The organism is Dinoroseobacter sp. S375 (assembly GCF_049800775.1).
In the GTDB taxonomy this organism is placed as follows: Bacteria; Pseudomonadota; Alphaproteobacteria; order Rhodobacterales; family Rhodobacteraceae; genus Dinoroseobacter.
This window is the reverse complement of sequence record NZ_JBNAFR010000009.1, coordinates 153,835-180,496: the sequence shown is the minus strand read 5'-3', so window position 1 is coordinate 180,496 and position 26,662 is coordinate 153,835. Positions and strand designations below refer to the sequence as shown.

The following is a 26,662-nucleotide window of genomic DNA, read 5'->3' as shown; positions in this document are numbered from 1 at the left end:
CATCATGGCTAAGGAAAAGTTTGAGCGTTCTAAACCGCATGTTAACATCGGCACGATCGGGCATGTTGACCACGGCAAGACGACGCTGACGGCTGCGATCACCAAGCAGTTTGGCGACTTCAAAGCCTATGACGAGATTGACGGCGCGCCGGAAGAGAAGGCCCGCGGGATCACGATCTCGACCGCGCATGTGGAATACGAGACGGACGCCCGTCACTACGCCCATGTGGACTGCCCGGGTCACGCCGACTACGTCAAGAACATGATCACCGGTGCGGCCCAGATGGACGGCGCGATCCTCGTGGTGAACGCGGCCGACGGCCCGATGCCCCAGACCCGCGAGCACATCCTGCTCGGCCGTCAGGTGGGCATCCCCTACATGGTCGTCTTCATGAACAAGGTGGACCAGGTCGACGACGAAGAGCTCCTGGAGCTGGTCGAGATGGAAATCCGCGAGCTTCTGGACAGCTACGAGTACCCGGGCGACGACATTCCGATCGTTGCGGGCTCCGCTCTGGCGGCCCTCGAGGGCCGTGACGACGCGATCGGCACCGAGAAGATCGCCGAGCTGATGGCGGCTGTGGATGACTACATCCCGACCCCGGCGCGCGCCGTGGACCAGCCCTTCCTGATGCCGATCGAGGACGTGTTCTCGATCTCCGGCCGCGGCACGGTTGTGACCGGTCGTGTGGAGCGTGGCGTGATCAATGTGGGCGACGAGATCGAAATCGTCGGCATCCGCGACACCACCAAGACCACCTGCACCGGTGTGGAAATGTTCCGCAAGCTGCTGGATCGCGGTGAAGCGGGCGACAATATCGGCGCCCTGTTGCGCGGTGTGGACCGTGAAGGTGTCGAGCGTGGTCAGGTTCTCTGCAAGCCGGGCTCCGTGACGCCGCACACCAAGTTCGAAGCCGAAGCCTACATCCTGACCAAGGATGAGGGTGGCCGTCACACGCCGTTCTTCGCGAACTACCGTCCGCAGTTCTACTTCCGGACGACGGATGTGACCGGGACCGTGACGCTGCCGGAAGGCACCGAGATGGTGATGCCGGGCGACAACCTGAAATTCGGTGTCGAGCTGATCGCCCCGATCGCCATGGAAGACGGCCTCCGCTTCGCCATCCGCGAAGGCGGCCGCACCGTCGGCGCTGGCGTCGTCTCCAAAATCATCGAGTAACAGACCAAACGGGCAGGGCCCAAACCCTGCCCAAAAGGTTCGACGAGGGGCGGCGGCAATCGCCGCTCCTCCTCTCAATCTCAAGCCGCGAAAGGCACTGACCAATGGCCATCCAAAGCCAGAACATTCGCATCCGCCTGAAGGCGTTTGACTACCGTGTGCTGGACGCCAGCACGCAGGAAATCGTCAACACCGCCAAGCGCACGGGTGCACAGGTGCGCGGGCCGATCCCGCTGCCGAACAAGATCGAGAAGTTCACGGTTCTTCGTGGTCCCCACGTGGACAAGAAGTCCCGCGACCAGTTCGAGATCCGTACCCATAAGCGTCTGCTCGATATCGTTGACCCGACCCCCCAGACCGTGGACGCGCTGATGAAGCTCGACCTCGCGGCTGGCGTGGACGTGCAGATCTCGGTTTAAGGAGGGCAGAACAGATGCGCTCTGGAGTAATTGCAAAGAAGGTGGGGATGACCCGCCTGTTCATGGAAGACGGCAAGCAGATCCCTGTGACCGTTCTTCAACTGGAAAACCTGCAGGTGGTGGCACAGCGCACCGCCGAGAAGGACGGCTACTCGGCCGTGCAGCTCGGTGCTGGCGCAGCCAAAGCCAAGCGGACCAGCCAGGCGATGCGCGGCCACTACGCCGCCGCGAAAGTGGAGCCCAAGCGCAAGCTTGCGGAGTTCCGCGTGAGCCCGGACAACCTGATCGAAGTCGGTGCGGAAATCTCCGCCGAGCACTTCCTTGAGGGTCAGAAGGTCGACGTTTCCGGCACCTCCATCGGTAAAGGCTTTGCCGGTGCGATGAAGCGGCACAACTTCGGGGGCCTGCGCGCCACCCACGGTGTGTCCATCTCACACCGTTCGCACGGCTCCACCGGTCAGTGTCAGGATCCGGGCCGGGTCTTCAAAGGCAAGAAAATGGCTGGCCACATGGGCGCTGCGCGGGTGACCACGCAGAACCTCGAAGTGGTTCGGACCGATGCCGACCGTGGTCTGATCATGATCAAGGGCGCCGTTCCCGGCTCCAAAGGTGGTTGGGTGACGATCAAGGATGCCGTCAAGAAGAAGGCACCCGAAGGTCTGCCGACCCCTGCTGCGATCAAAGCTGCCGCTGTGACCGAGGCTGCTGCCGAGGCACCTGCAGAAGCCCCCGCTGAGGGAGGGTCTGAAGAATGAAAACCGATGTGATCACTCTGGATGGCGGCACTGCCGGCTCCGTCGAGCTGTCCGAGGACCTGTTTGGCCTCGAACCGCGCGCGGACATCCTGCACCGCGTGGTCCGCTGGCAGCGCAACAAGGCGCAGGCTGGCACCCACAAGGTGAAGACGCGGTCCGAGACCAGCTATTCCACCAAGAAGATCTACCGCCAGAAGGGCACCGGTGGCGCACGCCACGGCGACCGGAACGCGCCGATCTTCCGCAAGGGTGGTATCTACAAGGGTCCGACCCCGCGCAGCCACGCCCATGATCTGCCCAAGAAGTTCCGCAAGCTTGGTCTCAAGCATGCTCTGTCTGCCAAAGCAAAGGCGGGCGAGCTGGTTGTGATCGACACGGCGGCCAATGACGGCAAGACCGCAACCCTGGCCAAGCAGATCAAGGATCTGGGCTGGAAGCGCGCGCTTGTCATCGACGGTGCTGCTGTGGATGCAGGCTTCGCCAAGGCGGCGGCGAATATCGACACGCTCGATATCCTGCCGTCCATGGGCGCAAACGTCTATGACATCCTCAAGCGCGACACGCTCGTGCTGACCAAAGCGGGTGTCGAAGCACTGGAGGCTCGCCTGAAATGAGCACGAAGGCACAGCACTACGACGTGATCCGCAAGCCGATCATCACCGAGAAGGCCACCATGGCGTCCGAGAACGGCGCAGTGGTTTTCGAGGTCGCGATCGACAGCAACAAGCCCCAGATCAAGGAGGCCGTTGAGGCGCTCTTTGGTGTGAAGGTCAAAGCGGTCAACACGACGATCACCAAAGGCAAGACCAAGCGTTTCCGCGGCCAACTCGGCAAGCGGAAGGACGTCAAGAAAGCCTATGTCACCCTCGAAGAGGGCAACACGATCGACGTTTCCACCGGTCTCTGATCGGTCTTCACAGACTTGAGAAAGGCCTCGGCATGCGCCGGGGCCTTTTTGCTTTGCGGTGGCGCGCTGCGGCGGAGTGAACGGGTCTCGCGCATCCATGACCCCGGGAATGGGCTGTTGGGCCCCGGCTCTTTGCGCCCGACGGGGGGGGCCATCCGCAGGCGAGCCATTGGCTATGCCGCTCCAAACATTGAATTTTCGATGAATTGGTTCCGTATGTTCCGCAGCCGTTTCGAATTTTAAGTCAATTAACTGATGCGAAACATGTTTGTTGTTTCGTGCGATGCCTGATCGTAACGTTCAGGTATTCCCGGCGAGACCATCACCAAACCCGGGGCACAGTTTTTTTGAAACCGTAGCGTTCCTTGCGTATCCCGGAGTATCCGACCCATGCTGAAGTCCATTCTGTCCGCCGCCATCCTGTCCCTGTCTTTCGGCGCCAGCGCGGCCACTGCTGCCTCGCTCGACTTCACGACGCTGGGCTCCGGCACTGTGCCGGGCGCAACCGCGATGCTGCCCGAGGCGACACTGACCTCTGGCGCGGATGCCCTCTATGTGGGCGCCAACAGCTCGAATTCGATCTGCGCGCTGAACTCTGTGGCCTATAACTGCTCGAATGACCTCACCGTGGATTTCAGCACGGCTGTCACCAATATCTCGTTCAATGTGGAGGGCTGGGGCGTTGGCGACAGCATTGCCGTGACGCTGTTCGACTCCATGTCCAACGTGCTAGAGACGACCACGATCCTGGCCAACGGCATCTACAGCTTCTCCAGCAACGGTGTGACCAGCATGTTCCTCGATGACAGCTCCACCGCCTATGGTGTGTCCTATGCGGACTGGACCTTTGATGCCGCCACCAGCCCGATCCCGCTGCCGGCTGGACTGCCCCTGCTGCTGACAACGCTGGCGGGCCTGGGCCTCGTGGCACGGCGTCGCCGCAAGGCTTGAGGCGTCTGCCCGCGCACGTTCCGTTTTCCCTGACGCAAGGGTCCGAACGACACTCAGGGCTGGGCCAGGCACCGCGATGCCAAGGCGGCAAACACCGGCCTCTGCCTGATGGCTGCGCCTAGGATCCCCGCGCCGCGGCGGGCACCGGATAGATGGAAAAGGGCGCGGATGATCCGCGCCCTTTCTGCTTGAGCCGTCTGGCCGTTCAGGTCAGAGATCCGACGCCGGGGTGCTCATGATCTCGGTCCAGTTGGTGTCGGCCGTATCGATGGTCTGGCTGGTCTGCTTCAGATAAAGCTTATGCGCGCCCGCAGAGGAGTTCAGGTAGAGCTGACCGTCCACGATGTCGAAGAACTCGGGCTGGGTGGCAATCTTCTTGCCCTTGGAGGCGCCAACGGTGCACCAGCCGCCATAGGCCGGGGCGTACTTCGCCGGATCTGCCTCGAAGGCAGCTTTGTTATCCGCGGAAGAGAACTTGTAGACAGCCCCGTCATACTCCGCCTTGAACTCCGCGACACCTTTGGTGGGGGCACCCTCGGTGTGATAGGCAACCGGATCGTAGCCGTTGATCGCGATGTTCATGTCGGCATCGGTGATGAACACCTCGTCTGCTGCAAACGCGGCGCCGAGCGACATGGCCGTTGCCAGAGACGCGATTGCAATGCCGTTACGGAGAGATTTCAAAGACATGGGATTCTTCCTCGCAGGGTTATCTTTTCAAACGTCAACCGCCTTCGGTCGGATCGACGTCGCACGCTCGCCGTGCAGGCCAAGACATGCCGCGCAGGGCGGAGGAAAGCGAATAAACTTGGATCACCAATCCATCACTGCTGCGGCATGAGCGCGTGATCGGGGGGGCGGGTTAGAAGCACACGCTGACTTTCGTACGAGAGTTCTCAGGGCTGCAGGTCATACTGAAGCGATTACTTGTTACCGTCGCGGACCTTCTTCAGGCCAAGCGCAATGCTTAATTGCGGACGGAGCGGCATTTCTCGCGACGCAAGTGAAGGTCAGCTTTTGCTTTTCCCCCACGGTTCGATACTTCATAGGTCACGGGTGACGTTTTCGGGGCGGCAATGCATGAAAATCGGGTTCTTTTTAGCCTTTTTGGCGTTCCTTTTCGCGGTGTCAGCCAATGCCGCCTGGTATCTCGACAGAGACAATTCCATGAGACCTGTTTCTGCTACGGAGGGGCCTGGGGCTGCGATGGCAACAGTGATGTCGCATCGTGGTTGGTCACAAGCGGTTCAGGTGTGCGACGGCGTCTACCTCGCGAATGTCCACAACCTCGTCGACCGTCCCGGCGGTCCGGAAGGCAACGGACCCTCGTGGCACATTTCAGCGTATCCGATGAGCCAAGAAATGGTCAGGGAGCTTCCCGATCCGTCTACGTTTTTTTCCCCTAGAATGGAAACGTTTGATGCCTGGGGGCAGGCTGAAACAGATTACCTCTTCTTCCGACTAAGCGACCCACCCAACGCTGGGGTTCTGCGTCCCATTGTAATGGCGGATGAGCAACTGGCCGCTCGCTCGGACGTGTACCTCTATCGGCCAATTACGCGTTATCAACAGAATTCCGACGGATCGCCGGACTTTAGCACCACGGCACTTATTGGCGGTAACGAAGGGATGAACCGGCTCCAAGTCCCTTACCGTGTAAACAATGCCTGCGAGATAATTGATCGGCGCGGATCCTCAGTGCGAGATACAACTTGTCCAGTAGAAAACGGCGTCTCGGGCTCACCGTATGTTCTCGAGACGGAGCGGGGGTATTTCTTGGTCGGAATACACACGTATGGCGGTGAGGGTTACGAGACGAGCTATTCTGAACGTGCAACGACCCCTAACGCCTTCATCCAATCCCGTCATTTCTGCGCAGGCTACGAGCGAATGTGCGGCGAGCCCTGCGCTGAGTTGAGCGATGTCGAGGGGCAATAGGTTAGCTCTTTGGCCCACGTGGCCATTCGCGCGAAGTGCGGCATTCCATAAAGTGGGTCCTGAACAGGCATTTCCGGCGCAGCGCAACTAGGATCGCTCTACGGTCGAGACCACCGCTTAAAGTTTAGTACGAGTGTGCCAGCCTGCCTCCCTGATTTCGAAGTTTGTATTGCCATTTCTACGAGTATCGCATCCCTCTCACTTGACCCTCACCCCCCAACCCCCTAAACGACCTCATCCGCAAGGCCCCGGATTCGTCCGGGGCTTCGCTTTTGCTCGTTGGATCTTTGATCCCGGGCGTGACGACGGGGACCTTCGGGGCCCTTCAAACCGAAAAGCCGGGGATACCCGGTACACAGTAACGGAAGACAGAAAGCATGGCACTCAAGTCGTATAAGCCGACGACGCCGGGCCAGCGTGGGCTGGTTCTGATCGACCGTTCTGAGTTGTGGAAAGGCCGTCCGGTCAAATCTCTCACCGAGGGTTTGACCAAGAACGGTGGCCGGAACAACACGGGACGGATCACAATGCGCCGCCGGGGTGGCGGGGCAAAGCGTCTCTACCGCATCGTGGATTTCAAGCGTCGCAAGTTCGACGTGGCCGCCACGGTCGAGCGGATCGAATATGACCCCAACCGCACCGCGTTCATCGCGCTGGTCAAGTATGACGATGGCGAGCAGGCCTATATCCTGGCCCCGCAGCGTCTCGCGGTTGGTGACAAGGTCGTCGCCTCGCAAAAGGCAGACATCAAGCCGGGCAACGCGATGCCGTTCTCGGGGATGCCGATCGGGACGATCATCCACAATATCGAGCTCAAGCCCGGCAAGGGTGGCCAGATCGCACGCGCCGCGGGCACATATGCCCAGTTCGTCGGTCGTGACGGTGGCTATGCCCAGATCCGTCTGAGCTCGGGCGAGCTGCGCCTCGTGCGTCAGGAATGCATGGCCACTGTCGGTGCCGTGTCGAACCCCGACAACTCCAACCAGAACTTTGGTAAAGCGGGCCGCAACCGTCACAAGGGCATCCGCCCGTCTGTGCGTGGTGTTGTGATGAACCCCGTCGATCACCCCCATGGTGGTGGTGAAGGCCGGACCTCTGGTGGTCGTCACCCGGTGACCCCCTGGGGCAAGCCGACCAAGGGCGCACGTACCCGCAACAAGAACAAGGCGTCGAGCAAGCTGATCATCCGCTCGCGGCACGCCAAGAAGAAGGGCCGCTGATAGATGTCGCGTTCTGTTTGGAAGGGCCCCTTTGTCGACGCTTACGTCCTCAAAAAGGCCGAAAAGACCCGCGAGTCGGGCCGCAACGAAGTGATCAAGATCTGGTCGCGTCGCTCCACTATTCTGCCGCAGTTCGTTGGCCTGACCTTCGGGGTCTACAACGGCAAAAAGCACATCCCGGTGAATGTCACCGAGGACATGATCGGCCAGAAATTTGGCGAGTACTCTCCGACCCGGACCTATTACGGTCACGCGGCGGACAAGAAAGCGAAGAGGAAATAAGTCATGGGTAAGGACAAGAATCCCCGCCGCGTGGCTGAGAACGAGGCCATGGCGAAGACGCGCATGCTGCGCACCTCGCCGCAAAAGCTGAACCTCGTCGCCCAGATGATCCGCGGCAAGAAGGTCGACAAGGCGCTCGCCGATCTGACCTTCTCGCACAAGCGCATCGCCGTGGACGTGAAGAAATGCCTTCAGTCCGCGATCGCCAATGCCGAGAACAACCACGGTCTGGACGTGGACGAGCTGATCGTCGCGGAAGCCTGGGTTGGCAAGAACCTGACCATGAAGCGCGGGCGTCCCCGGGCCCGTGGCCGGTTCGGCAAGATCATCAAGCCCTTTGCGGAAATCACCATCAAGGTCCGTCAAGTTGAGGAGCAGGCATAATGGGTAACAAGGTTAATCCCATCGGCATGCGGCTTCAGGTCAACCGGACCTGGGACAGCCGCTGGTATGCAGATACCAAAGACTATGGCGACCTTCTGCTCGAGGATCTGAAGATCCGCGAGTTCATCAAGGAAGAGTGCAAGCAGGCCGGCATCAGCCGTGTGATCATCGAGCGTCCGCACAAGAAGTGCCGCGTCACGATCCACACCGCGCGTCCCGGCGTCATCATCGGCAAGAAAGGTGCAGACATCGAAGGTCTGCGCAAGAAGCTGGCCTCGATGACCGATAGCGAGCTGCACCTGAACATCGTCGAGGTCCGCAAGCCGGAACTGGACGCGGCTCTGGTCGGCGAGTCCATCGCGCAGCAGCTCGAGCGTCGGGTGTCCTTCCGCCGCGCCATGAAGCGCTCGGTTCAGAACGCCATGCGCATGGGTGCGCAAGGTATCCGTGTGAACCTCGCAGGCCGCCTCGGCGGTGCCGAGATCGCCCGGACCGAGTGGTATCGCGAAGGCCGTGTGCCCCTGCACACCCTGCGCGCGGACATTGATTACGCACATTCCGAGGCGATGACCGCCTACGGGATCATCGGGATCAAGGTCTGGATCTTCAAAGGCGAGATCATGGAACACGACCCGCAGGCCCGTGACCGTCGTCACGCGGAACTGCAAGAAGGTGGTGGCCCGCGTCCGCAAGGTGGCGGCCGTCCGCGCCGCGACCGCTGAGGAGTAGAGAAAGATGCTACAGCCAAAGCGTACCAAATTCCGCAAGCAGCATAAGGGCCGCATCCGGGGCGAAGCCAAGGGCGGGTCTGACCTGACCTTCGGCACCTACGGTCTGAAGGCGACCCAGCCCGAGCGCATCACTGCGCGCCAGATCGAAGCCGCCCGTCGGGCCATGACGCGTCACATGAAGCGTCAGGGCCGCGTCTGGATCCGGATTTTCCCGGACTTGCCGGTGACCTCCAAGCCCGTCGAAGTGCGTATGGGTAAAGGTAAGGGCTCCGTCGACTTCTGGGCCTGCAAGGTCAAGCCGGGTCGGATCATGTTCGAGATTGACGGCGTCTCCGAGAGCGTCGCCCGCGAAGCCCTGCGCCTCGCCGCGATGAAGCTGCCGATCAAGACCCGTACGGTCGTTCGCGAAGACTGGTAACCGGGGAACCCCATCTCGGGTTTCCGGGCTGGTCGGGCGAGAGATATCGTCTTTCGCCGGACCGACACCGTTAAAGATCACAAAGCCCCCGCCGATCCGGCGGGGGCTTTTGCGTTGTGCAGAGGGGGCGGTGTCAGGTCCGGTCGGGCTGGCGGTTAGTCCTCGATCCAGTACCACTCGGCGATCCAACGTGTCGCCAGATAGATCAGGCCGAACAGAGCCGGGTCCGAGGCTACGTTGTAGATCGCCCAATGATCCGTCGACAGAACCCGTCTGGCGACTTCATTCGCCCCGGCCGAGAGCAGCGAGAGCGTGATCCAGGCCATGTGCAGCACGGCCCATCCCTGCCGCTCCAGCTGCAGGCGATAGCCCAAGGTCCGCTCCAGCAGGCTGGGCCGGGCCAGCGCGCCGACCGCCAGGATCGCGGCAAAGGCCAGCGCACCCACGGTGGGGCGGATCAGGACAAAGGTCTCGTCCTTCAGGGCCAGGCCGAACGCGGTGAGGATCACGGCTAGCGCCAGTGTTGCGACCGCGAGCCATGGGATTGCGCCGTCCTATCGCCAGCGCAGCGCAACAGCCACGCCCGTCGCCAGAACGGTCACCGCTGCCGCCCAGAGCAACCCGCCATAGGCATACCCCAGCAGGAAGGCCGCGCCGGGCAGAAATTCGAGAAGAAGCCGTCGATCCATGATGCCCGACCCTAGCGAGCGTCAGGGGCGGGGCAAGCGCGGTTTCGGGCTCGATCTTGGGCAACCCGCGCGGGCCGTCAGGCCACCAGCACGACCGCCCAGCCAGCCAGGCCGATCTGGATCAGTTGGATCACGACAGAGGCGCCGTGCAACCGGCCAAAGGCCTTCTTGTCGCCGCGATCCGTGGCGGCGTTGATCTGCGCCATCAGGATCTGACGGGCGTAAACCGTGCTGAGGGCGATGGCCGCGAAAAGGCCCGCCGCCAGAGGGGAAACGAACCAGGCCGCGAGCGCAGTGAGGGCCGAGAGCCCGATCACCGCGAGGTAATAATAGGGAAAGGTCCCGCGCAGCAGGGGGCGGACCCGCTCCATCGGGAGCTGCGCAAAGAGCACCGGCGCGAAGCCGAAGCTGTAGAACACCATGCCGCCCAGCAGGGTGGCCGAAAGCAGGAGCGCGATTTCCGTCATGTCATCCTCCGGTCAGGGGTGCCGGACAGATAGGCGGCGTGCCCCATGCGTCGATCCCCCTGCGCGATTTTGCGCGGTGGCTAGCGCCTTGCGGTGATGGGTGCCTGTTCAGGAGCGGAGCGCGGTTTTCAGGGCCGCGATGTCGCGCCGGGACCGCAGGGTCACCACAGGCAGGTCGGGCCCGTATTGCTCCAACGCGGCGCAGATCCTCGGGGCTTGCTTGGCCTCGAAGGTCCAAATCCAGTCGAGAAAGGCGCGGTCCGGCAGTTGCTCGGGGCAGCCTTGCGCCATGTCGAACCGCACCCGGCCATAGCTCTTGAGGACGCGTCCCATCATCTGCCACAGGGCTTGTGCCCGGGGCACGCGGATCCAGATCCCGAGATCCGCGCGCGGCACACGAATGTCAAAGCTCGAGACGGTCGTGCCATCCATGACCCAGCGCTCCTGCGCCACATAGGTCTCGGTTCGCCGGCGTTGTTCGACCCGGTCGCGCACCTGCCAGCCCGGCAGCCAGCGGATGTCGCGATCCATGGAAATATGGGGCAGCCCGTATGTCTGCTCGATCCAGCGGGAGAGGGCGGATTTGCCCCCGCCCGAGACGCCAAAGACCAGCACCCGGCGCGCGGAGGCGAGCAGTTCGGCCGCCTCGGCGGGAGAAACCTCCCGCCGCATGGTCAGGCCCAGGCGTAGTTGAAGCTGACGGAGATCCGCTCGTCTTCGGCCATGTTCATGGGCACCTCGTGGCGCAGCCAGCTCTCCCATAACAGGACATCGCCGACCTTGGGGGCGACATAGACGAACTGGCGGAGCTCCTCGGGCGCGTCCTTGCGCCGGGCCGGGGCGGCCATCATGCGGGCGGAGCGCGGGTCTTCGAGTTTCAGGGCCGATGTGCCCTCGGGCATGGCCACATAGGTGGTGCCGGAGATCACCGAATGGGGGTGGATGTGGCTCGCATGCATGCCACCCTCGGGCAGGATGTTGATCCAGAGATCGTCGAGTTTCAGCGCGCGACCATCCAGATCAAAGGCCAGATCCTCGGCAAAGGCGGCCACATGGGCGTCGAGCGCCTTGACCAGATCGGCAAAGATCGGGAACCGCCAGGGCAGGTCAGTCAGCGAGGCGTAGGAGGTATAGCCAGGATAGCCGTTTTCTTCGCACCAGTCCTGTCCAGCCTCGTCATCCTCGGCAATCACGAGGCAGGATTGCTCCAGTTCAGTGGCGTCAACAGTTGGTTTGAACTCCCCGAGCGGGGCGCGATAAAGGCGGGTCACAAAGAGCGATGAGAGAGTAGCCATGGCGTTGTCTTAGCGTGGAATGGCGCAGGGGACGAGGGGCCATGTCCGTGAAGCCAGGTGGTCTTTACGTTTGCCGGACGTGGACATCGGCAGAGGTGCGGTCGTGATGTTTGAGGTCAGTTCGGGTGTCGCCCGCCGTTCAATCTGCCCCCGCTTGCTGCGGCGCGATCCTTCTGTTCCCGTAGCATACCAGACGATCGGACCCGCGGCGCCAAAGATAGCGGGCGACCGTCTTTGACGCGACTGGACGTGCATGTTAACCAATTCGAGCAATTCAAGGAGTTTTTACCATGAAGGTTTTGAGAACATTTTTGGCCGTGCTGGCCACCACGGGTGCTGCTCAGGCAGCTCCGATATCCATTAACTTCGACGTGGACCAGGCTGACTACACTGTCCTGGCTCAAGGTGCCGCGCAGGTTGTCGATGACCAGTTCGCATCCCTCGGTCTGTTGATCCGTGATGCGAGCGGATTGGGTGCGGTGGTCGGTGACGTCTCAAATGGAGTCGGCAGCGACCCGGCGCATCTGTATGGCAATTTTGGAGGCGGCATCGTAGACACCACGCCCGATATAAATTTCTTTTTTGTGGACACTGCGGACAAATCCGTCACAGCTGCGACGGATTTTTTCTCGATCCTGGTGACGGATGGCGGGGATGGTCTTGGTACAACGTTGAGCGCCTTTGACGCCGATGACAATCTGGTAGGGTCGGTGTCAACGACCTCCAGCGCTTTTGATCAGACGCTGACACTGACGGGACTTGGGTTCTTCTCCCGGGTCAATATCGTGACCCCGGGTGATGCAACAGGGTACGACGACATCGTCTTTGAGAGTGTGTCGAGCATTGCACCGACCCCAATTCCCTTGCCCGCAAGTGGTCTGTTGCTGCTCGGTGTTCTTGGGGCAACCGCCTGTGTCGGTCGGCGCAAGCGCACAGCCTGAGATCCTGACCTGACCCAGATTGAAGCCCGCTGAATGGCGGGCTTTTTTCTTTGGAGGGCCTTGTTTTGTTTGGGATCGCACGATTCAGACCGATGGTGCGCATAACGGGCTTGCCACAGCACGGCATCAGGCCTATACGGCCCCTTCATCTGACCTCCACTGGAATCAGGGTGACCCAAAAGGGGCCTGCCAGTGACGTTGAAAAAAGGAAAATGGCGATGAACGCCCATGAACTGCGTGACAAGACGCCGGACGAGCTGCGTGACCAGCTTGCCTCTCTGAAAAAAGAAGCCTTCAACCTGCGTTTCCAGCAGGCGACAGGCCAGCTTGAGAACACCGCCCGCATGCGCTCCGTGCGCCGGGATGTGGCCCGCGTGGCCACCGTGCTCAACGAAAAAGCCGCTGCTGCGGCCTCTGCCGAATAAGGACCTCATCACATGCCCAAGCGTATCCTGAATGGCGTTGTGACGAGCGCCGCCAATGCTCAGACCGTGACCGTTTCCGTGGAGCGTCGCTTCACGCATCCGGTTCTGAAGAAGACCATCCGTAAGTCCAAGAAGTACCGGGCTCACGATGCCGAGAACGCTTTCAAAGTCGGTGACAAAGTCCGCATCCAGGAATGCGCACCGATGTCGAAAACGAAACGTTGGGAAGTGGTCGTCGGATAATCGACCCCTTCTCCCAGATTCGAAACCCTGGGGCACCATGCATCGGTGTCCCCAAAGGTCGGGAGACACCACATGATCCAGATGCAAACCAATCTGGATGTCGCTGACAACTCCGGCGCGCGCCGAGTTCAGTGCATCAAGGTTCTGGGTGGGTCCAAGCGTAAATACGCCTCCGTGGGCGACATCATTGTCGTCTCGGTGAAGGAAGCCATCCCACGCGGCCGCGTGAAGAAAGGCGACGTCCGCAAGGCTGTCGTCGTGCGCACCGCCAAAGAGGTCCGTCGTGAAGACGGCACCGCCATTCGTTTCGACCGCAATGCGGCCGTGATCCTCAACAACAACAACGAGCCGGTCGGCACCCGTATCTTCGGGCCGGTTGTGCGCGAGTTGCGCGGCAAGAGCTTCATGAAGATCATCTCGCTGGCGCCGGAGGTGCTCTGAGATGGCTGCGAAACTGAAAAAAGGCGACAAGGTCGTCGTGCTCGCCGGCAAGGACAAGGGCAAAGAGGGTGAGATTTCCTCCGTGTCCCCGAAGACCGGCAAGGCTGTTGTGGACGGGCTGAACATCGCCATCCGCCACGCCAAGCAGTCCCAGAACTCTCAGGGTGGCCGCATCCCGCAAGCGATGCCGATCGACCTGAGCAACCTGGCGCTTCTGGACAGCAACGGCAAACCGACCCGCGTTGGCTTCCGTGAGGAAGACGGCAAGAAGGTTCGCTTCGCCAAGACCACCGGGGAGGCTGTCTGATGCTGGACGCTGCAACCTACACACCGCGCCTGAAGACGGCCTATGCGGACACCATCCGCGCCGCCATGAAGGAAGAGTTCGGTTACAAGAACGACATGATGATCCCGCGCCTTGAGAAGATTGTTCTCAACATTGGCTGCGGTGCCGAAGCTGTCAAAGACAGCAAGAAGGCGAAATCGGCTCAGGAAGACCTGACCGCGATCGCTGGTCAAAAGGCCATGGTCACGAAAGCCAAGAAGTCCATCGCGGGCTTCCGGGTGCGTGAAGACATGCCGCTCGGCGCCAAGGTGACCCTGCGCGGGGACCGGATGTACGAATTCCTCGATCGTCTGATCACGATCGCCATGCCCCGGATCCGCGACTTCCGCGGCGTCAAAGGCACAGCGTTCGATGGCCGTGGCAACTACGCCATGGGCATGAAGGAGCACATCGTTTTCCCCGAGATCAACTTCGACAAGGTTGATGAGGTCTGGGGTCTGGACATCATTATCTGCACCACCGCGGCAAACGACGCGGAAGCGAAAGCGCTGTTGAAGCATTTCAACATGCCCTTCAACTCGTGACGCGCGGGAGAGACTGATATGGCTAAAAAAGCAATGATCGAACGCGAAAAGAAGCGCGAGAAGCTGGTGGCAAAATACGCCGCCAAGCGGGCCGCGCTCAAAGAGATCGCGAATGACGAGAGCAAGCCGATGGAAGAGCGCTTCAAGGCGCGCCTGAAGCTCGCTGAACTGCCGCGCAACAGCTCGGCGACCCGGCTGCACAACCGCTGCCAGCTCACCGGTCGTCCGCACGCTTACTACCGCAAGCTGAAAATCAGCCGGATCGCCCTGCGCGACCTCGGCTCCGCAGGTCAGATCCCTGGCCTCGTGAAGTCCAGCTGGTAAGGAGGGTTAGACCATGATGAACGATCCTCTCGGCGATATGCTGACCCGTATCCGGAATGCGCAGATGCGTGGCAAGTCCACCGTCCGCACGCCGGCCTCCAAGCTGCGCGCCTGGGTGCTCGATGTTCTGACCGACGAAGGCTACATCCGTGGCTATGACAAGGTCGAAGACAGCAAGCACCCGGAGCTGGAAATCAGCCTGAAATACTACGAAGGCGTTCCGGTGATCCGCGAGCTCAAGCGCGTCTCCAAGCCTGGCCGTCGTGTGTATATGGGCTCGAAAGAGATCCCCTCGGTCCGTCAGGGCCTGGGTGTTTCCATCGTTTCCACACCGCGCGGTGTCATGTCGGATGCAAATGCACGCTCTGCCAATGTTGGCGGCGAAGTGCTTTGCACGGTCTTCTAAGGAGGTCCTGCGATGTCCCGTATTGGTAAGAAACCGGTCGAGCTGCCCGCAGGTGTTACCGCCTCCGTGTCCGGCCAGACCATCGAAGTGAAGGGGCCCAAGGCCACCCGCAGCTTCACCGCCACTGACGACGTGACCCTCAAGGTCGAGGACAACGTTGTCACCATCGAGCCGCGCGGCAAGTCCAAGCGCGCCCGCCAGCAGTGGGGCATGTCCCGCACCATGGTCGGCAACCTTGTGACCGGCGTCACGAGCGGCTTCAAGAAAGAGCTGGAAATCCAGGGCGTGGGTTACCGGGCTCAGATGCAGGGCAACACCCTGAAGCTGAACCTCGGCCTCTCCCACGAGGTGAACTACGACGTCCCCGCGGGCGTCACCGTCACCTGCCCGAAGGTCACCGAGATCGTGATCGAGGGCACGGATGAGCAACTCGTCGGTCAGGTCGCGGCCAATATCCGCGACTGGCGCAAGCCCGAGCCCTACAAGGGCAAAGGGATCCGCTATAAGGGCGAGTTCATCTTCCGCAAGGAAGGCAAGAAGAAGTAAGGACGCAGACAATGGCAAACAGCAAACGAGACCTGTTCTTGAAGCGCCGCCTGCGCGTTCGGAACAAACTGAAGAAGATGGCAGATGGGCGTCCGCGCCTGTCCGTGCACCGCTCCGGCAAGAACATCAGCGTTCAGCTGATCGACGATCTGGAAGGGCGCACTCTGGCCTCCGCCTCGACCCTCGAGAAGGATCTGGGCGTCGTCGGCAAGAACAATGTCGAAGCCTCCGCCAAGGTGGGTGCGGCGATTGCCGAGCGGGCCAAGAAGGCCGGTGTCGAAGAGTGCTATTTCGACCGCGGCGGCTTCCTCTTTCACGGCAAGGTGAAGGCTCTGGCCGACGCCGCCCGCGAAGGTGGTCTGAAGTTCTAAGGCCTTCGCGTGGCACCTGCCGCGCGAGGACAAACAACACCGTAGGGCGCTCCGCCGGGGCGCCCTCGATGATCCGGGGCCGGGTCCGGTCACCAGGATTGACCCAAATTAAAACGCAAGGAGCCCGCAATGGCAGAGCGTGATAACCGTCGGGGACGTCGTGACGATCGCGATGAGACCCCTGAATTTGCAGACCGTCTGGTCGCAATCAACCGTGTGTCCAAGACCGTCAAGGGCGGTAAGCGTTTCGGCTTTGCCGCGCTTGTTGTCGTCGGCGATCAGCGGGGCCGTGTGGGCTTCGGCAAGGGCAAGGCCAAAGAGGTGCCCGAGGCGATCCGCAAGGCCACCGAGCAGGCCAAGCGTCAGATGATCCGCGTGCCCCTGCGGGAAGGCCGGACGCTGCACCATGACATGGAAGGCCGCCACGGCGCCGGCAAGGTCATGATGCGCACCGCTCCGCAAGGTACCGGGATCATCGCCGGTGGTCCGATGCGTGCTGTGTTCGAAATGCTGGGCGTTCAGGACGTGGTGGCCAAGTCCATCGGCTCCCAGAACCCCTACAACATGATCCGCGCCACGCTGAACGGCCTGACGAAGGAAACCAGCCCCCGGATGGTCGCGCAGCGTCGCGGCAAGAAGGTGTCTGACATCCTCAAGAAGCCCGAAACCGAGACGGCTGCTGAGCCGGCCGAAGCGTAAGGAGAGCGGACCATGGCAAAAACCATCGTCATCAAGCAGATCGGCTCCCCGATCCGCCGCCCGGAAAAGCAGCGTCAGACGCTGATCGGCCTGGGCCTGAACAAGATGCACCGTGTGCGTGAACTCGAAGACACCCCGGCAGTGCGCGGCATGATCAACAAGATCCCGCACATGGTCGAGATCATCGAGGAAAAAGGGTAAGGCACCCGCCTTCCGATTTCATTTCACGATATTCAAAAGGCCCCGCAAGTTCTGCGGGGCCTTTTTGCGTGTGGGGTTGGGCGAGGGGGATCTCGCCCGGCCCGGCTTGACGGTGCCACCAGCAGTATCGGGGGCGCTCGCGACACGTGGCAAAACACTCAGTGCGCCGGTCCGGACGGAAACCATGTGGGGATCAACCTGAAAGGCAGCGTCGCCTCGATTGCCACCGACCCGCCGGGTTGCAGGACCGAGACCCCGGACGCCCTTTCTGTCTGTGTCGCGTAGGACGCTCGCCCCTCGATATGTTTGCTGCTATCACGGATGTAAGGCTCGCCACGCCTCTCGTCTCCGCCGATCTCACCCTCTTCGACATCGTAGGCTCACAGTCCTACGTCGGCTTCACCGGCTCCACGGGTGGGGCGAGTATCATGCATCAGGTCCGCAGCTTTGACCTCCATGTGCCTCCCATTCCGATCCCTGCGTTCTTCCCCTTGGCGGTGCTCGGTAATGGAGCGCTGGGGCTTCTGAGGCGCCACCAGCGCCGCGCTTAGGTCAGCGCCGGAAGCGACACCCCAAAACGACAACGCCCCGGAGATCCGGGGCGTTTTCCTGTGGGCGGCACGACGCCACCATGATGGGGCAGTTCACCCCTGAATATTATAGACCGCCGACTGGCTGCCATCGCGGCGGTTGAAGACGACGCTCTCGCCATCGATACTCGGGACCGAGCAGAACTCGCGGCCGGTCAGGCGCTCCGGCGCGCTGTAGGTGCTGCAGATCTCTGCGCCGTCCACCGTGTAGGCTCCGACAATCTCTTCGCCGCCCAACATGCCACCGACCGAGCCATCGGACATGAACTTGAAGGTGGTGCCATCGGCGGCAACGAGGCTCTTGCCGATGAACGGGTCGACCGCTGTGGCCATGGACATGTCTTCCGTGGGCGCGCATGCGCTGAGGACACAGGCAGTTGCAATGGTGGCTATGAAATACTTCATTGGCTAATCTCCGTCTTCGATAGGGGGCCAGCGTGGCACGCTATACCCCCTCGCCACAAGGATTTTTCCCGCTGCACTGCCGCATTGCAGATGTGCCGGGAAGCACTCTTGGAGCGAATGCAAGGCGCGGTGGCCCTTGCATTGCGGGCCCGTGGACTGCGCAGGACAGACCCAAAACGTGCCGAGCTTGGTCCGCGCACCGACCCAAGTGGGGGCATCTGCGCGCGCCAGAGCGGGAAGGGCTTGAACCATGGCCCGCGCCCGCGTATACGCCCCCGGTGGTCTCAGGACCCGAGTCTAACAACAAGCAAGAAACGCCGAGGTCGGGGGCTTTCGCTTCGATCCCCGCATCCGGCAAGGAGAAGCGATATGAAACTCAACGAACTGCGCGACAATCCTGGCGCAACCAAACCCCGCAAGCGCGTTGGCCGTGGCCCGGGCTCCGGCATGGGTAAAACCGCCGGTCGCGGGATCAAGGGTCAGAAGTCCCGTTCGGGTGTGGCGATCAAGGGGTACGAGGGTGGCCAGATGCCGCTCTACCAGCGCCTGCCGAAGCGTGGCTTCAACAGCCGTAACAAGAAGAGCTACGCCGTGGTGAACCTGGGCCTGATCCAGAAATTCATCGAAGCGGGCAAGCTCGACGCCTCCGCACCGATCACCGAGGACACGCTGCTGGCCTCCGGCCTGATCCGTCGCAAGCTGGACGGTGTGCGCGTGCTGGCCAAGGGCGAGCTGACCTCCAAGGTCGAGCTGACCGTGACCGGTGCCTCCAAATCCGCCGTGGACGCGGTTGAGAAGGCCGGTGGCTCCCTTTCGGTCACATCTGCGCAGGCGGCTGCGTAACCGGTTGTGAGCGGCCCGAGCGGTCCTTACATCTGATATCAGTTTTCCAACGCCGCCTGACCGGGAAACGGTTTGGCGGCGTTGTTCATTAGACGCCCATCATACGGCCCCGAGGAACGAGATATGGCATCAGCAGCAGAGCAAATGGCCGCCAACATGAGCTGGAGCGCCTTGGGGAAGGCGACCGAGCTCAGACAGCGGATCTTCTTCACCCTGGGTCTTTTGATCGTATACCGGCTGGGAACCTATATCCCGGTGCCGGGGATCGACGGCGCGCAGCTGCGGGAGTTCATGGACCAGGCAGCCGCCGGTCTTGGTGGCGTTCTGAACATGTTCACCGGCGGTGCGATCTCCCGGATGGGGATCTTCGCGCTGGGGATCATGCCCTATATCTCGGCCTCGATCATCGTGCAGCTTCTGACGGCCATGGTGCCGCAGCTTGAGCAGCTCAAGAAAGAGGGCGAGCAGGGCCGCAAGAAGATCAACCAATACACGCGCTACGGCACGGTGTTCCTGGCGACCTTCCAGGCCTATGGGCTGGCGGTGAGCCTTGAATCCGGCGGTCTGGTGACCGATCCGGGCTGGTATTTCCGCGCGGCCTGCGTGATCACCCTTGTGGGCGGCACCATGTTCCTGATGTGGCTGGGCGAGCAGATCACCCAGCGCGGCATCGGCAACGGCATCTCGCTGATCATCTTCGTGGGCATCATCGCCGAACTGCCCGCCGCTCTGGCGCAGTTCTTTGCCTCGGGCCGCTCAGGTGCGCTCTCGACCCCGGTGATCCTGGGCGTGGTGGCCATGCTGCTGGGCACGCTGGTCTTCGTGGTCTTCATGGAGAGGGCGCTGCGCAAGATCCATATCCAGTACCCGCGCCGTCAGGTAGGGATGAAGATGTATGACGGCGGGTCCTCGCACCTGCCGGTGAAGATCAACCCCGCCGGCGTGATCCCCGCGATCTTTGCCAGCTCGCTCCTGCTGCTGCCGACGACGATCAGCACCTTCTCGGGCGGGCAATCGGGACCGATCATGTCGACGATCCTCGCCTATTTCGGGCCAGGGCAGCCGCTCTACCTGCTGTTTTTTGCGGGCATGATCATCTTCTTCACCTATTTCTACACCGCCAATGTCTCGTTCAAGACCGAGGATGTGGCTGACAATCTTAAGAACCAGAACGGCTTCATTCCGGGGATCCGCCCGGGCAAGAAGACCGAGGAATATCTCGATTATGTGGTGAGCCGCATCCTCGTGGTGGGCTCGGGATATCTGGCGCTTGTCTGTCTCATCCCCGAGATGGTGCGGACGGAACTGGCCATCACGGCCTATTTCGGCGGGACCTCGATCCTGATTATCGTGTCGGTGGGGATGGACACTGTCCAACAAATCCAGTCCCATCTGCTGGCGCACCAATACGAAGGGCTTATTGAAAAGTCCCAGCTGCGCGGCAAGAAACGCGGCAAAGGGAAGAGGAGCCCGGCACGTCGATGAACATTATTCTGCTTGGGCCTCCGGGGGCCGGTAAGGGAACACAGGCCGCACGGCTTGTGAGCGAGCGCGGCATGGTCCAGCTCTCCACGGGTGACATGCTCCGGGAGGCGCGCGCCTCCGGCACGGAGATGGGCCAGAAGGTCGCCGCAATCATGGACTCCGGTGGCCTTGTCACCGATGAGATCGTGATCGGCCTGATCGAGGAAAAGCTGCAATCGGCGGAGGGCAACGGTTTCATCTTCGACGGCTTCCCGAGAACGCTGGGTCAGGCGGACGCCCTCGGCGCGCTGCTTGAAAAGATGGGGCAGAGCCTCGACTGCGTGATCGAGCTTGCGGTCCATGACGAGGTCCTCGTCGACCGGATCGTCAACCGGGCCAAGGAAGCCGCCGCCGCCGGCGAGCCGGTGCGGGCCGATGACAACGCGGAAAGCCTCAAGAAACGGCTGATCGAATACTACAAAAAGACCTCGCCGCTGATCGGCTATTACCACGCGCACAAAGCGCTGCGCTCGGTGGATGGACTGGCCGAGATTGATGTGGTTGCGGGCGAGATCAAGAAAACTCTTGACAGCATTTGAATTGGGTTGACCTCCGGTCTGAACGGGCCTAGGTCAACGCATCCCGGGATGGGCGATTCCTCGTCCGGTTGTCCCGGTCCGGGCCCGTGGAGCCTCCACGGGCTTTTGGTTGTGAAAAAAGGTTCTGGAACCACGGAACCGCAACGAAAAGGAAAGACGATTTGGCACGTATCGCTGGCGTGAACCTGCCCACGGGCAAGCGCGCACCCATCGCCCTCACCTACATCACCGGGATCGGCCCCAGCTCCGCGAAAGCGATTTGCGAAGCGGTCGGTATCGAAGAGAGCCGTCGCCTCAACGAGCTGTCGGACGGTGAGATCCTCGCGATCCGCGAGCATATCGACGCGAACTACACGGTCGAAGGTGACCTGCGTCGCGAGACCCAGATGAACATCAAGCGTCTGATGGATCTGGGCTGCTATCGCGGTCTGCGTCATCGCCGCAACCTGCCTGTGCGCGGCCAGCGCACCCACACCAACGCTCGCACCCGCAAAGGCCCCGCAAAGGCCATTGCCGGCAAGAAGAAGTAAGGGGAGGGCGCAGATATGGCACGTGACAAGCAGCGCACGAAGAAAAAAGAACGCAAGAACATCGCCGCAGGCGTGGCGCATGTGAACAGCTCGTTCAACAACACCAAGATCCTCATCTCCGATGTGCAGGGCAACGCGATTTCGTGGTCCTCCGCAGGGACGATGGGCTTCAAGGGCTCGCGTAAATCCACCCCCTACGCCGCCCAGATGGCCGCCGAAGACGCGGGCAAGAAAGCACAGGAACACGGCGTGAAGACGCTCGAGGTTCAGGTGCAGGGTCCCGGGTCCGGTCGTGAGAGCGCGCTGCGTGCTCTGGCCGCGGTCGGGTTCAACATCACGGCGATCCGTGACGTGACCCCGATTGCCCATAACGGCTGCCGCCCGCCGAAGCGCCGCCGCGTCTAAGGCACAGACTATCTACCCGAGGGCCGCGGCATGTCCCGTGGCCCTTGGTGTCAATTTTACCTCGGGCGTCTCTGGCAACGGATCACCGCTGGAGACAGGCATGGAGGCGACACCTATGATCCATAAGAACTGGCAAGAACTGATCAAACCGACCCAGCTTGAGGTCAAGCCGGGCAATGAGCCCGCACGGCAGGCCACGGTTGTGGCAGAGCCGCTCGAGCGCGGTTTTGGCCTGACGCTGGGCAACGCCCTGCGCCGGGTTCTGATGTCCTCGCTGCAAGGCGCGGCCATCACCAGCGTGCAGATCGACAACGTTCTGCATGAGTTTTCCAGCGTTGCAGGCGTGCGCGAGGATGTCACGGATATCGTGCTGAACCTCAAGCAGGTCTCCATGCGCATGGAAGTCGAAGGTCCCAAGCGGGTTTCGATCTCGGCCAAAGGGCCGCGGGTTGTGACCGCAGGCGACATTTCCGAGAGCGCGGGCATCGAGGTTCTGAACCGCGAGCACGTGATCTGCCACCTGGATGACGGGGCGGATCTGTTCATGGAACTGATCGTCAACACCGGCAAGGGCTATGTCTCGGCGGACAAGAACCGTCCCGAGGACGCGCCGATCGGCCTGATCCCGATCGATGCGATCTACTCGCCGGTCAAGAAGGTCTCCTATGACGTGCAGCCGACCCGCGAGGGGCAGGTGCTCGACTATGACAAGCTGACCCTCAAGCTCGAAACCGATGGCTCCGTCAGCCCGGACGATGCCGTGGCCTATGCCGCGCGGATCCTTCAGGACCAGCTGTCGGTGTTCGTGAACTTCGACGAGCCCGAAGCGGCGCGCAGCCAGACCGAAGAAGACGATCTGGAATTCAACCCGCTGCTGCTCAAGAAGGTCGACGAGCTCGAGCTGTCGGTGCGGTCTGCGAACTGCCTGAAGAACGACAACATCGTGTATATCGGGGATCTCATCCAGAAAACCGAAGCCGAGATGCTGCGCACGCCGAACTTCGGCCGCAAGTCGCTCAACGAGATCAAGGAAGTGCTCTCGGGCATGGGCCTGCATCTGGGGATGGATATCCTCGACTGGCCGCCTGAGAACATTGAGGATCTGGCGAAGAAATTCGAAGATCAATTCTGATCGGATCGGCGGGGCAACCCGCCGGCCCACCCCCGGGCATCCCGCCCCAAGGAGAGCGGCTGACACGCATCGGCTGCCGGACAAAGCAAAACAAAGCTACGGAGTAAGAAAATGCGTCACGCGAGAGGCTATCGCCGCCTGAACCGCACCCATGAGCACCGCAAGGCCCTGTTCGCTAACATGGCCGGGTCGCTCATCGAACATGAACAGATCAAGACGACTTTGCCGAAAGCAAAGGAACTGCGTCCGATCATCGAGAAAATGATCACGCTGGCCAAGCGTGGGGACCTCCATGCGCGCCGCCAGGCGGCCGCTCAGCTCAAGCAGGACGCCTATGTGGCGAAGCTGTTTGACGTGCTGGGCCCGCGCTATGCCGAGCGTCAGGGCGGCTATGTCCGTATCATGAAGGCTGGCTTCCGCTATGGCGACATGGCTCCGATGGCGATCATCGAGTTTGTCGACCGGGATGTGGACGCAAAAGGCGCGGCTGACAAAGCCCGCGTCGAGGCGGAAGAAAACGCCCTTTAATTCAGCGAGTATAGCTCGAAGATGTAAAAAACCCCGCCAGAAGCGGGGTTTTTTTTGACGTGTGGTCAGATCCGTTAATTCGGCTCTGAGACCTTGGCTTTTCGCTGCTGACGTTCGGCTTCAATACGATCCGAAATGTCATCGATGAGGGCCTCGAGACACGTGTCATCAACAGGCGAACCGCCCATAAACTCTAGCAAATCTTCCCGGGCGGCGTCGGGCAATGCCATGACGCGCGCAAACAGGCCCGGACTTATTTTTGCGGGCATTCGATACCTCGTTACAACCTTCGGTAGAATAGTTTTGAAGCTTGACGTGGATTCTCGCAACTTGTCTAAAAAGACATGTCCACGAAACTCGGCATAGATCTGGAATTGCATCAACTGGGGCTTCTTTCCCCGGCTGGCTACTATATCGGCCTGCATATCCGGTTCGCCGCCCCGCTCATGGACTACCAAACCTATCCCCAGGAATGGAAAGACCGCTACACCGAGCAGGCCTATGCCCTGCGCGACCCCCTTTTGGCGTGGGGCTTCGGGATGACCGGGGCCACTAGGTGGAGCGAGATCGGAATACCCGATCCGTTTGGCATCCTCAAAGATGCTGCTCGGTTCGGGCTGAACTATGGTGTCGCCGTCTCTTGCGGCGAGATCAAATCGCGGACCATCGCCGGAGCTGCCCGGTCGGACCGTGAATTCACGGATGACGAAATCTCGGCCATCCAAGCGATTGTTCTGCGGCTTCACGACACCACGACGCCGCCGGACAGCCTCACCAAGGCACAGATCGAAGCGCTCGGCCATATTGCGGCCGGCGACCGTCACACCGCAGCTGCTGCCAAGCTGGGTATTTCTGAAAGTGCGTTGAAAGCTCGCCTGACTGCGGCGAGACAGAAGCTGATGGCACGTACCACAGCCGAAGCCATTCAGCGGGCAAAGGATTACCGGTTGCTCTGACGGGCGTCGTTTCGGTCGACTGACTATCGACCCACCACAAACTGGAGACTGACCCATGCAAACCACCACTCTTTCGTTCGAAAATCTGCACAACCATGGCGAGTTATTTGCGAATCTTTTTCGCGCTAGACGACAGTCGTTCATCGTCCAGAACAAATGGGACCTGCCGGAGGCCATGGGCATGGAGTATGATCAATACGACACGCCCGCGAGCCGCTGGGTGGCCGTTCACGAATTCGGCGAGGTCTATGCCGGCATCCGGCTGACCCCCACCACGGCGCGCTGCGGGATCTATACCTACATGATCCGGGACGCCCAGATGGGCCTGCTGGATTCCATCCCGCAGGACCTGCTCTATGGTCCCGCGCCGGTGGACGAGAGCATCTGGGAATCGAGCCGGGTGTTCGTTTCGCACACGACTCCGCAGAAGATCCGTCGTCGGGTGCACGCCTTCCTGATCGGCGAGATGACCAAGGCCGCCCGCGACAATGGCGCCTCCAAGGTGATCGGGCTTGTCCCTGCGGTCTGGACCCGCTTTGCCGACCGGCTGGGGCTCGATATCGAACCCGCAGGCCGCATCATGGAGATCGACGGTGTCGACAACCAATGCGTCTCCATCGATCTGACCCGCAAGCTGCACTGATCCCGGCGCTTGGGATGCTTGTGTAAGACCCCCGGAGGGCGCATATCATCGGAGCATGCTGCCACGTTTCTGCTCCTTGCGCCCTCTGGTTTCGCCCTCACCCCGCGCCGTGTCCGAGCGCGTGTCTGCCTCGGCGGGGCGGGGCTGAGATGGCGGACCTCTTTGACACGGATGAGGACGAGGCCGAAGCGGCCCCGCGGCCCCTGGCCGACCGGCTGCGCCCGGCGCAGCTCTCCGAGGTCATCGGACAGGATCACCTTCTGGATGAAGAGGGTCCGCTGGGCGCCATGCTGGCCGGCGGATCGCTCGGCTCGGTGATCTTCTGGGGCCCGCCCGGCGTGGGCAAGACCACCATCGCCCGGCTGCTGGCCCATGAGACCGATCTGGAATTCGTGCAGATCAGTGCGATTTTCACCGGCGTGCCGGAACTGCGCAAAGTCTTCGATGCCGCGCGCCTGCGCCGCCGCTCGGGGCAGGGCACGCTCTTGTTCGTGGATGAGATACATCGCTTCAACAAGGCCCAGCAGGACGGCTTTCTGCCCCATATGGAGGACGGCACGATCCTGCTGGTGGGCGCGACCACCGAGAACCCGTCCTTTGAGCTGAACGCCGCTGTGCTGAGCCGGTCTCAGGTTCTGGTGCTGCACCGGCTGGACCTTGCCGCGCTGGAAAAACTCGCCGCCCGGGCCGAGAGCTTGCTGGGCGCGGCCCTGCCGCTGGATCCGGGGGGGCGGGCGGCCCTGCTGGAGATGGCCGATGGGGACGGGCGCGCGCTTTTAAACCTGATCGAGCAGATTTCCCGCTGGACCCCGGAGGCCCCGCTCGATGCCAAGACGCTGGGGCAGCGTCTCAGCCAGCGCGCGGCGCAATACGACAAGTCCGGGGACGGGCATTACAACCTGATCTCGGCGCTGCACAAATCCGTACGCGGCTCGGACCCGGAGGCCGCGCTTTATTGGCTGGCGCGGATGCTGACGGCAGGCGAGGACCCGCGCTATCTGATGCGGCGGATCACCCGGATGAGTGTCGAGGATATCGGCCTCGCCGATCCCCAGGCCCAGCGGCTCTGTCTGGATGCGTGGCAGACTTATGAGCGGCTGGGCAGCCCCGAGGGGGAACTCGCTATCGCGCAGGCGGTGCTCTATCTCGCGCTGGCGCCGAAATCCAACGCGTCCTACACGGCCTACAAGGCGGCCATGAAGCTTGCGAAATCCAGCGGCTCGGCCCCGCCGCCCAAGCATATCCTGAATGCGCCCACGGCCCTGATGAAGGCCGAAGGCTATGGCGCGGATTACGCCTATGACCATGACGCCGAGGACGGGTTCTCGGGGCAGAACTACTTTCCGGATGACATGCCGCGGCCAAGACTTTTTGCCCCGGTTGAGCGCGGGTTCGAACGGGATCTGGCCAAACGCATGGCCTATTTCAACAAGCTCCGCGCCAAGAGGCAGAGTTGACATCCGC

Annotated in this window: 42 protein-coding genes; 34 read left to right on the top strand and 8 right to left on the bottom strand. The window is 61.6% G+C overall.

Going from position 1 to position 26,662, the window contains the following annotated elements:
* Positions 1-4: 4 nt before the first annotated feature.
* From tuf to ACP150_RS18175, 6 genes are all read left to right on the top strand, one after another.
* Positions 5-1,180, top strand: a complete 1,176-nt coding sequence (gene tuf / locus ACP150_RS18200; protein WP_424968117.1) for an elongation factor Tu — start codon at positions 5-7, stop codon at positions 1,178-1,180.
* A gap of 110 nt (positions 1,181-1,290) precedes the next feature.
* A complete protein-coding gene (gene rpsJ / locus ACP150_RS18195) occupies positions 1,291-1,599 on the top strand; it encodes a 30S ribosomal protein S10 (RefSeq protein ID WP_044028221.1) in 309 nt (102 codons plus the stop codon).
* A gap of 14 nt (positions 1,600-1,613) precedes the next feature.
* Complete coding sequence (rplC, locus tag ACP150_RS18190; protein WP_424968106.1) at positions 1,614-2,354, top strand: 50S ribosomal protein L3; 741 nt, start codon at positions 1,614-1,616, stop codon at positions 2,352-2,354.
* Positions 2,351-2,968, top strand: coding sequence for a 50S ribosomal protein L4 (gene rplD, locus ACP150_RS18185; protein ID WP_424968105.1), 618 nt, complete (start codon positions 2,351-2,353; stop codon positions 2,966-2,968). The genes rplC and rplD overlap by 4 nt, the downstream gene beginning before the upstream one ends.
* Positions 2,965-3,261, top strand: a complete 297-nt coding sequence (locus tag ACP150_RS18180; RefSeq protein WP_424968104.1) for a 50S ribosomal protein L23 — start codon at positions 2,965-2,967, stop codon at positions 3,259-3,261. Before rplD ends, ACP150_RS18180 begins: the two co-directional genes overlap by 4 nt.
* 390 nt (positions 3,262-3,651) lie before the next feature.
* A complete protein-coding gene (locus tag ACP150_RS18175) occupies positions 3,652-4,212 on the top strand; it encodes a VPLPA-CTERM sorting domain-containing protein (RefSeq protein ID WP_424968103.1) in 561 nt (186 codons plus the stop codon).
* A gap of 210 nt (positions 4,213-4,422) precedes the next feature.
* Here the strand turns inward: ACP150_RS18175 and ACP150_RS18170 are convergent, their stop codons facing one another.
* The gene (locus tag ACP150_RS18170) at positions 4,423-4,902 is read right to left on the bottom strand and encodes a YHS domain-containing (seleno)protein (protein ID WP_424968102.1); all 480 of its coding nucleotides are present in this window, start codon (positions 4,900-4,902) and stop codon (positions 4,423-4,425) included.
* 390 nt (positions 4,903-5,292) lie between these two features.
* On the opposite strand from ACP150_RS18170, the gene ACP150_RS18165 reads away from it, so the two are divergent.
* The 6 genes from ACP150_RS18165 to rplP all read left to right on the top strand — a co-directional run bounded on the left by ACP150_RS18165 (position 5,293) and on the right by rplP (position 9,185).
* Entirely contained in the window at positions 5,293-6,150 is an 858-nt protein-coding gene (locus ACP150_RS18165) for a hypothetical protein (RefSeq protein WP_424968101.1), read from the top strand.
* A gap of 377 nt (positions 6,151-6,527) precedes the next feature.
* A complete protein-coding gene (rplB, locus tag ACP150_RS18160; RefSeq protein ID WP_424968099.1) occupies positions 6,528-7,370 on the top strand; it encodes a 50S ribosomal protein L2 in 843 nt (280 codons plus the stop codon).
* A 3-nt stretch (positions 7,371-7,373) separates the two neighbouring features.
* Positions 7,374-7,652, top strand: coding sequence for a 30S ribosomal protein S19 (gene rpsS, locus ACP150_RS18155; protein ID WP_424968098.1), 279 nt, complete (start codon positions 7,374-7,376; stop codon positions 7,650-7,652).
* 3 nt (positions 7,653-7,655) lie between these two features.
* Complete coding sequence (gene rplV / locus ACP150_RS18150) at positions 7,656-8,036, top strand: 50S ribosomal protein L22 (RefSeq protein ID WP_012176967.1); 381 nt, start codon at positions 7,656-7,658, stop codon at positions 8,034-8,036.
* The gene (gene rpsC, locus ACP150_RS18145; protein WP_424968097.1) at positions 8,036-8,758 is read left to right on the top strand and encodes a 30S ribosomal protein S3; all 723 of its coding nucleotides are present in this window, start codon (positions 8,036-8,038) and stop codon (positions 8,756-8,758) included. The genes rplV and rpsC overlap by 1 nt, the downstream gene beginning before the upstream one ends.
* A 13-nt stretch (positions 8,759-8,771) precedes the next feature.
* Positions 8,772-9,185, top strand: a complete 414-nt coding sequence (gene rplP, locus ACP150_RS18140) for a 50S ribosomal protein L16 (protein ID WP_424968096.1) — start codon at positions 8,772-8,774, stop codon at positions 9,183-9,185.
* Between the two features lie 155 nt (positions 9,186-9,340).
* On the opposite strand, the gene ACP150_RS18135 is transcribed toward rplP, so the two are convergent.
* The 5 genes from ACP150_RS18135 to ACP150_RS18115 form a co-directional block, all read right to left on the bottom strand.
* Positions 9,341-9,730 (bottom strand): inner membrane-spanning protein YciB, encoded by a 390-nt coding sequence (locus ACP150_RS18135; RefSeq protein WP_424968116.1) that lies wholly within the window; start codon positions 9,728-9,730, stop codon positions 9,341-9,343.
* A 9-nt stretch (positions 9,731-9,739) separates the two neighbouring features.
* Positions 9,740-9,874: a hypothetical protein gene (locus ACP150_RS18130; RefSeq protein ID WP_424968095.1), complete on the bottom strand. Its 135-nt coding sequence runs from the start codon at positions 9,872-9,874 to the stop codon at positions 9,740-9,742.
* A 77-nt stretch (positions 9,875-9,951) separates the two neighbouring features.
* A complete protein-coding gene (locus tag ACP150_RS18125; RefSeq protein WP_424968093.1) occupies positions 9,952-10,341 on the bottom strand; it encodes a DUF4149 domain-containing protein in 390 nt (129 codons plus the stop codon).
* Between the two features lie 108 nt (positions 10,342-10,449).
* Positions 10,450-11,013 carry a hypothetical protein gene (locus ACP150_RS18120; RefSeq protein ID WP_424968092.1) on the bottom strand — a complete coding sequence of 188 codons (564 nt, stop codon included), beginning with the start codon at positions 11,011-11,013 and terminating at the stop codon, positions 10,450-10,452.
* Between the two features lie 2 nt (positions 11,014-11,015).
* The gene (locus ACP150_RS18115) at positions 11,016-11,636 is read right to left on the bottom strand and encodes a 2OG-Fe(II) oxygenase family protein (RefSeq protein WP_424968091.1); all 621 of its coding nucleotides are present in this window, start codon (positions 11,634-11,636) and stop codon (positions 11,016-11,018) included.
* Positions 11,637-11,926: 290 nt separating this feature from the next.
* Here ACP150_RS18115 and ACP150_RS18110 point away from each other — a divergent pair, with 290 nt between their 5' ends.
* The 12 genes from ACP150_RS18110 to rpmD all read left to right on the top strand — a co-directional run bounded on the left by ACP150_RS18110 (position 11,927) and on the right by rpmD (position 17,103).
* Entirely contained in the window at positions 11,927-12,577 is a 651-nt protein-coding gene (locus tag ACP150_RS18110; protein ID WP_424968090.1) for a hypothetical protein, read from the top strand.
* A gap of 218 nt (positions 12,578-12,795) precedes the next feature.
* Positions 12,796-13,002, top strand: coding sequence for a 50S ribosomal protein L29 (gene rpmC, locus ACP150_RS18105; RefSeq protein ID WP_424968115.1), 207 nt, complete (start codon positions 12,796-12,798; stop codon positions 13,000-13,002).
* A gap of 12 nt (positions 13,003-13,014) precedes the next feature.
* Positions 13,015-13,245: a 30S ribosomal protein S17 gene (gene rpsQ / locus ACP150_RS18100; RefSeq protein ID WP_424968089.1), complete on the top strand. Its 231-nt coding sequence runs from the start codon at positions 13,015-13,017 to the stop codon at positions 13,243-13,245.
* A gap of 72 nt (positions 13,246-13,317) precedes the next feature.
* Positions 13,318-13,686 carry a 50S ribosomal protein L14 gene (gene rplN, locus ACP150_RS18095; protein WP_424968088.1) on the top strand — a complete coding sequence of 123 codons (369 nt, stop codon included), beginning with the start codon at positions 13,318-13,320 and terminating at the stop codon, positions 13,684-13,686.
* Between the two features lies 1 nt (position 13,687).
* Entirely contained in the window at positions 13,688-13,993 is a 306-nt protein-coding gene (rplX, locus tag ACP150_RS18090) for a 50S ribosomal protein L24 (protein WP_424968087.1), read from the top strand.
* Positions 13,993-14,556: a 50S ribosomal protein L5 gene (gene rplE / locus ACP150_RS18085; protein ID WP_424968086.1), complete on the top strand. Its 564-nt coding sequence runs from the start codon at positions 13,993-13,995 to the stop codon at positions 14,554-14,556. The genes rplX and rplE overlap by 1 nt, the downstream gene beginning before the upstream one ends.
* Positions 14,557-14,574: 18 nt before the next feature.
* The gene (rpsN, locus tag ACP150_RS18080) at positions 14,575-14,880 is read left to right on the top strand and encodes a 30S ribosomal protein S14 (RefSeq protein WP_424968085.1); all 306 of its coding nucleotides are present in this window, start codon (positions 14,575-14,577) and stop codon (positions 14,878-14,880) included.
* 16 nt (positions 14,881-14,896) lie between these two features.
* Positions 14,897-15,286 carry a 30S ribosomal protein S8 gene (rpsH, locus tag ACP150_RS18075; RefSeq protein ID WP_424968114.1) on the top strand — a complete coding sequence of 130 codons (390 nt, stop codon included), beginning with the start codon at positions 14,897-14,899 and terminating at the stop codon, positions 15,284-15,286.
* Positions 15,287-15,298: 12 nt separating this feature from the next.
* The gene (gene rplF, locus ACP150_RS18070) at positions 15,299-15,832 is read left to right on the top strand and encodes a 50S ribosomal protein L6 (protein ID WP_424968084.1); all 534 of its coding nucleotides are present in this window, start codon (positions 15,299-15,301) and stop codon (positions 15,830-15,832) included.
* A gap of 11 nt (positions 15,833-15,843) precedes the next feature.
* Positions 15,844-16,203, top strand: a complete 360-nt coding sequence (gene rplR, locus ACP150_RS18065) for a 50S ribosomal protein L18 (RefSeq protein ID WP_424968083.1) — start codon at positions 15,844-15,846, stop codon at positions 16,201-16,203.
* 129 nt (positions 16,204-16,332) lie between these two features.
* Positions 16,333-16,902: a 30S ribosomal protein S5 gene (gene rpsE / locus ACP150_RS18060; protein ID WP_424968082.1), complete on the top strand. Its 570-nt coding sequence runs from the start codon at positions 16,333-16,335 to the stop codon at positions 16,900-16,902.
* Positions 16,903-16,914: 12 nt separating this feature from the next.
* Positions 16,915-17,103 carry a 50S ribosomal protein L30 gene (gene rpmD, locus ACP150_RS18055; protein WP_085892909.1) on the top strand — a complete coding sequence of 63 codons (189 nt, stop codon included), beginning with the start codon at positions 16,915-16,917 and terminating at the stop codon, positions 17,101-17,103.
* 644 nt (positions 17,104-17,747) lie between these two features.
* Here the strand turns inward: rpmD and ACP150_RS18050 are convergent.
* Positions 17,748-18,098, bottom strand: a complete 351-nt coding sequence (locus ACP150_RS18050) for a hypothetical protein (protein ID WP_424968081.1) — start codon at positions 18,096-18,098, stop codon at positions 17,748-17,750.
* Between the two features lie 369 nt (positions 18,099-18,467).
* On the opposite strand from ACP150_RS18050, the gene rplO reads away from it, so the two are divergent.
* The 7 genes from rplO to rplQ all read left to right on the top strand — a co-directional run bounded on the left by rplO (position 18,468) and on the right by rplQ (position 23,599).
* Positions 18,468-18,941, top strand: coding sequence for a 50S ribosomal protein L15 (gene rplO / locus ACP150_RS18045; protein WP_424968080.1), 474 nt, complete (start codon positions 18,468-18,470; stop codon positions 18,939-18,941).
* A 123-nt stretch (positions 18,942-19,064) separates the two neighbouring features.
* Positions 19,065-20,426: a preprotein translocase subunit SecY gene (gene secY, locus ACP150_RS18040; protein ID WP_424968079.1), complete on the top strand. Its 1,362-nt coding sequence runs from the start codon at positions 19,065-19,067 to the stop codon at positions 20,424-20,426.
* A complete protein-coding gene (locus tag ACP150_RS18035) occupies positions 20,423-21,004 on the top strand; it encodes an adenylate kinase (protein ID WP_424968078.1) in 582 nt (193 codons plus the stop codon). The genes secY and ACP150_RS18035 overlap by 4 nt, the downstream gene beginning before the upstream one ends.
* Positions 21,005-21,165: 161 nt before the next feature.
* Entirely contained in the window at positions 21,166-21,534 is a 369-nt protein-coding gene (rpsM, locus tag ACP150_RS18030) for a 30S ribosomal protein S13 (RefSeq protein ID WP_424968077.1), read from the top strand.
* 15 nt (positions 21,535-21,549) lie between these two features.
* On the top strand, positions 21,550-21,939 hold the full coding sequence (rpsK, locus tag ACP150_RS18025) for a 30S ribosomal protein S11 (protein WP_424968076.1): 390 nt from the start codon (positions 21,550-21,552) through the stop codon (positions 21,937-21,939).
* A 115-nt stretch (positions 21,940-22,054) separates the two neighbouring features.
* Positions 22,055-23,071 carry a DNA-directed RNA polymerase subunit alpha gene (locus ACP150_RS18020; protein ID WP_424968112.1) on the top strand — a complete coding sequence of 339 codons (1,017 nt, stop codon included), beginning with the start codon at positions 22,055-22,057 and terminating at the stop codon, positions 23,069-23,071.
* Between the two features lie 111 nt (positions 23,072-23,182).
* Positions 23,183-23,599: a 50S ribosomal protein L17 gene (rplQ, locus tag ACP150_RS18015; RefSeq protein ID WP_424968075.1), complete on the top strand. Its 417-nt coding sequence runs from the start codon at positions 23,183-23,185 to the stop codon at positions 23,597-23,599.
* A gap of 74 nt (positions 23,600-23,673) precedes the next feature.
* On the opposite strand, the gene ACP150_RS18010 is transcribed toward rplQ, so the two are convergent.
* On the bottom strand, positions 23,674-23,829 hold the full coding sequence (locus tag ACP150_RS18010; RefSeq protein ID WP_424968074.1) for a hypothetical protein: 156 nt from the start codon (positions 23,827-23,829) through the stop codon (positions 23,674-23,676).
* Positions 23,830-23,943: 114 nt separating this feature from the next.
* Between ACP150_RS18010 and ACP150_RS18005 the strand changes: the two genes are divergently transcribed.
* From ACP150_RS18005 to ACP150_RS17995, 3 genes are all read left to right on the top strand, one after another.
* A complete protein-coding gene (locus ACP150_RS18005; protein ID WP_424968073.1) occupies positions 23,944-24,555 on the top strand; it encodes an autoinducer binding domain-containing protein in 612 nt (203 codons plus the stop codon).
* 55 nt (positions 24,556-24,610) lie between these two features.
* On the top strand, positions 24,611-25,198 hold the full coding sequence (locus ACP150_RS18000) for an acyl-homoserine-lactone synthase (protein WP_424968072.1): 588 nt from the start codon (positions 24,611-24,613) through the stop codon (positions 25,196-25,198).
* 149 nt (positions 25,199-25,347) lie between these two features.
* Entirely contained in the window at positions 25,348-26,655 is a 1,308-nt protein-coding gene (locus tag ACP150_RS17995; RefSeq protein WP_424968071.1) for a replication-associated recombination protein A, read from the top strand.
* Positions 26,656-26,662: the final 7 nt, after the last annotated feature.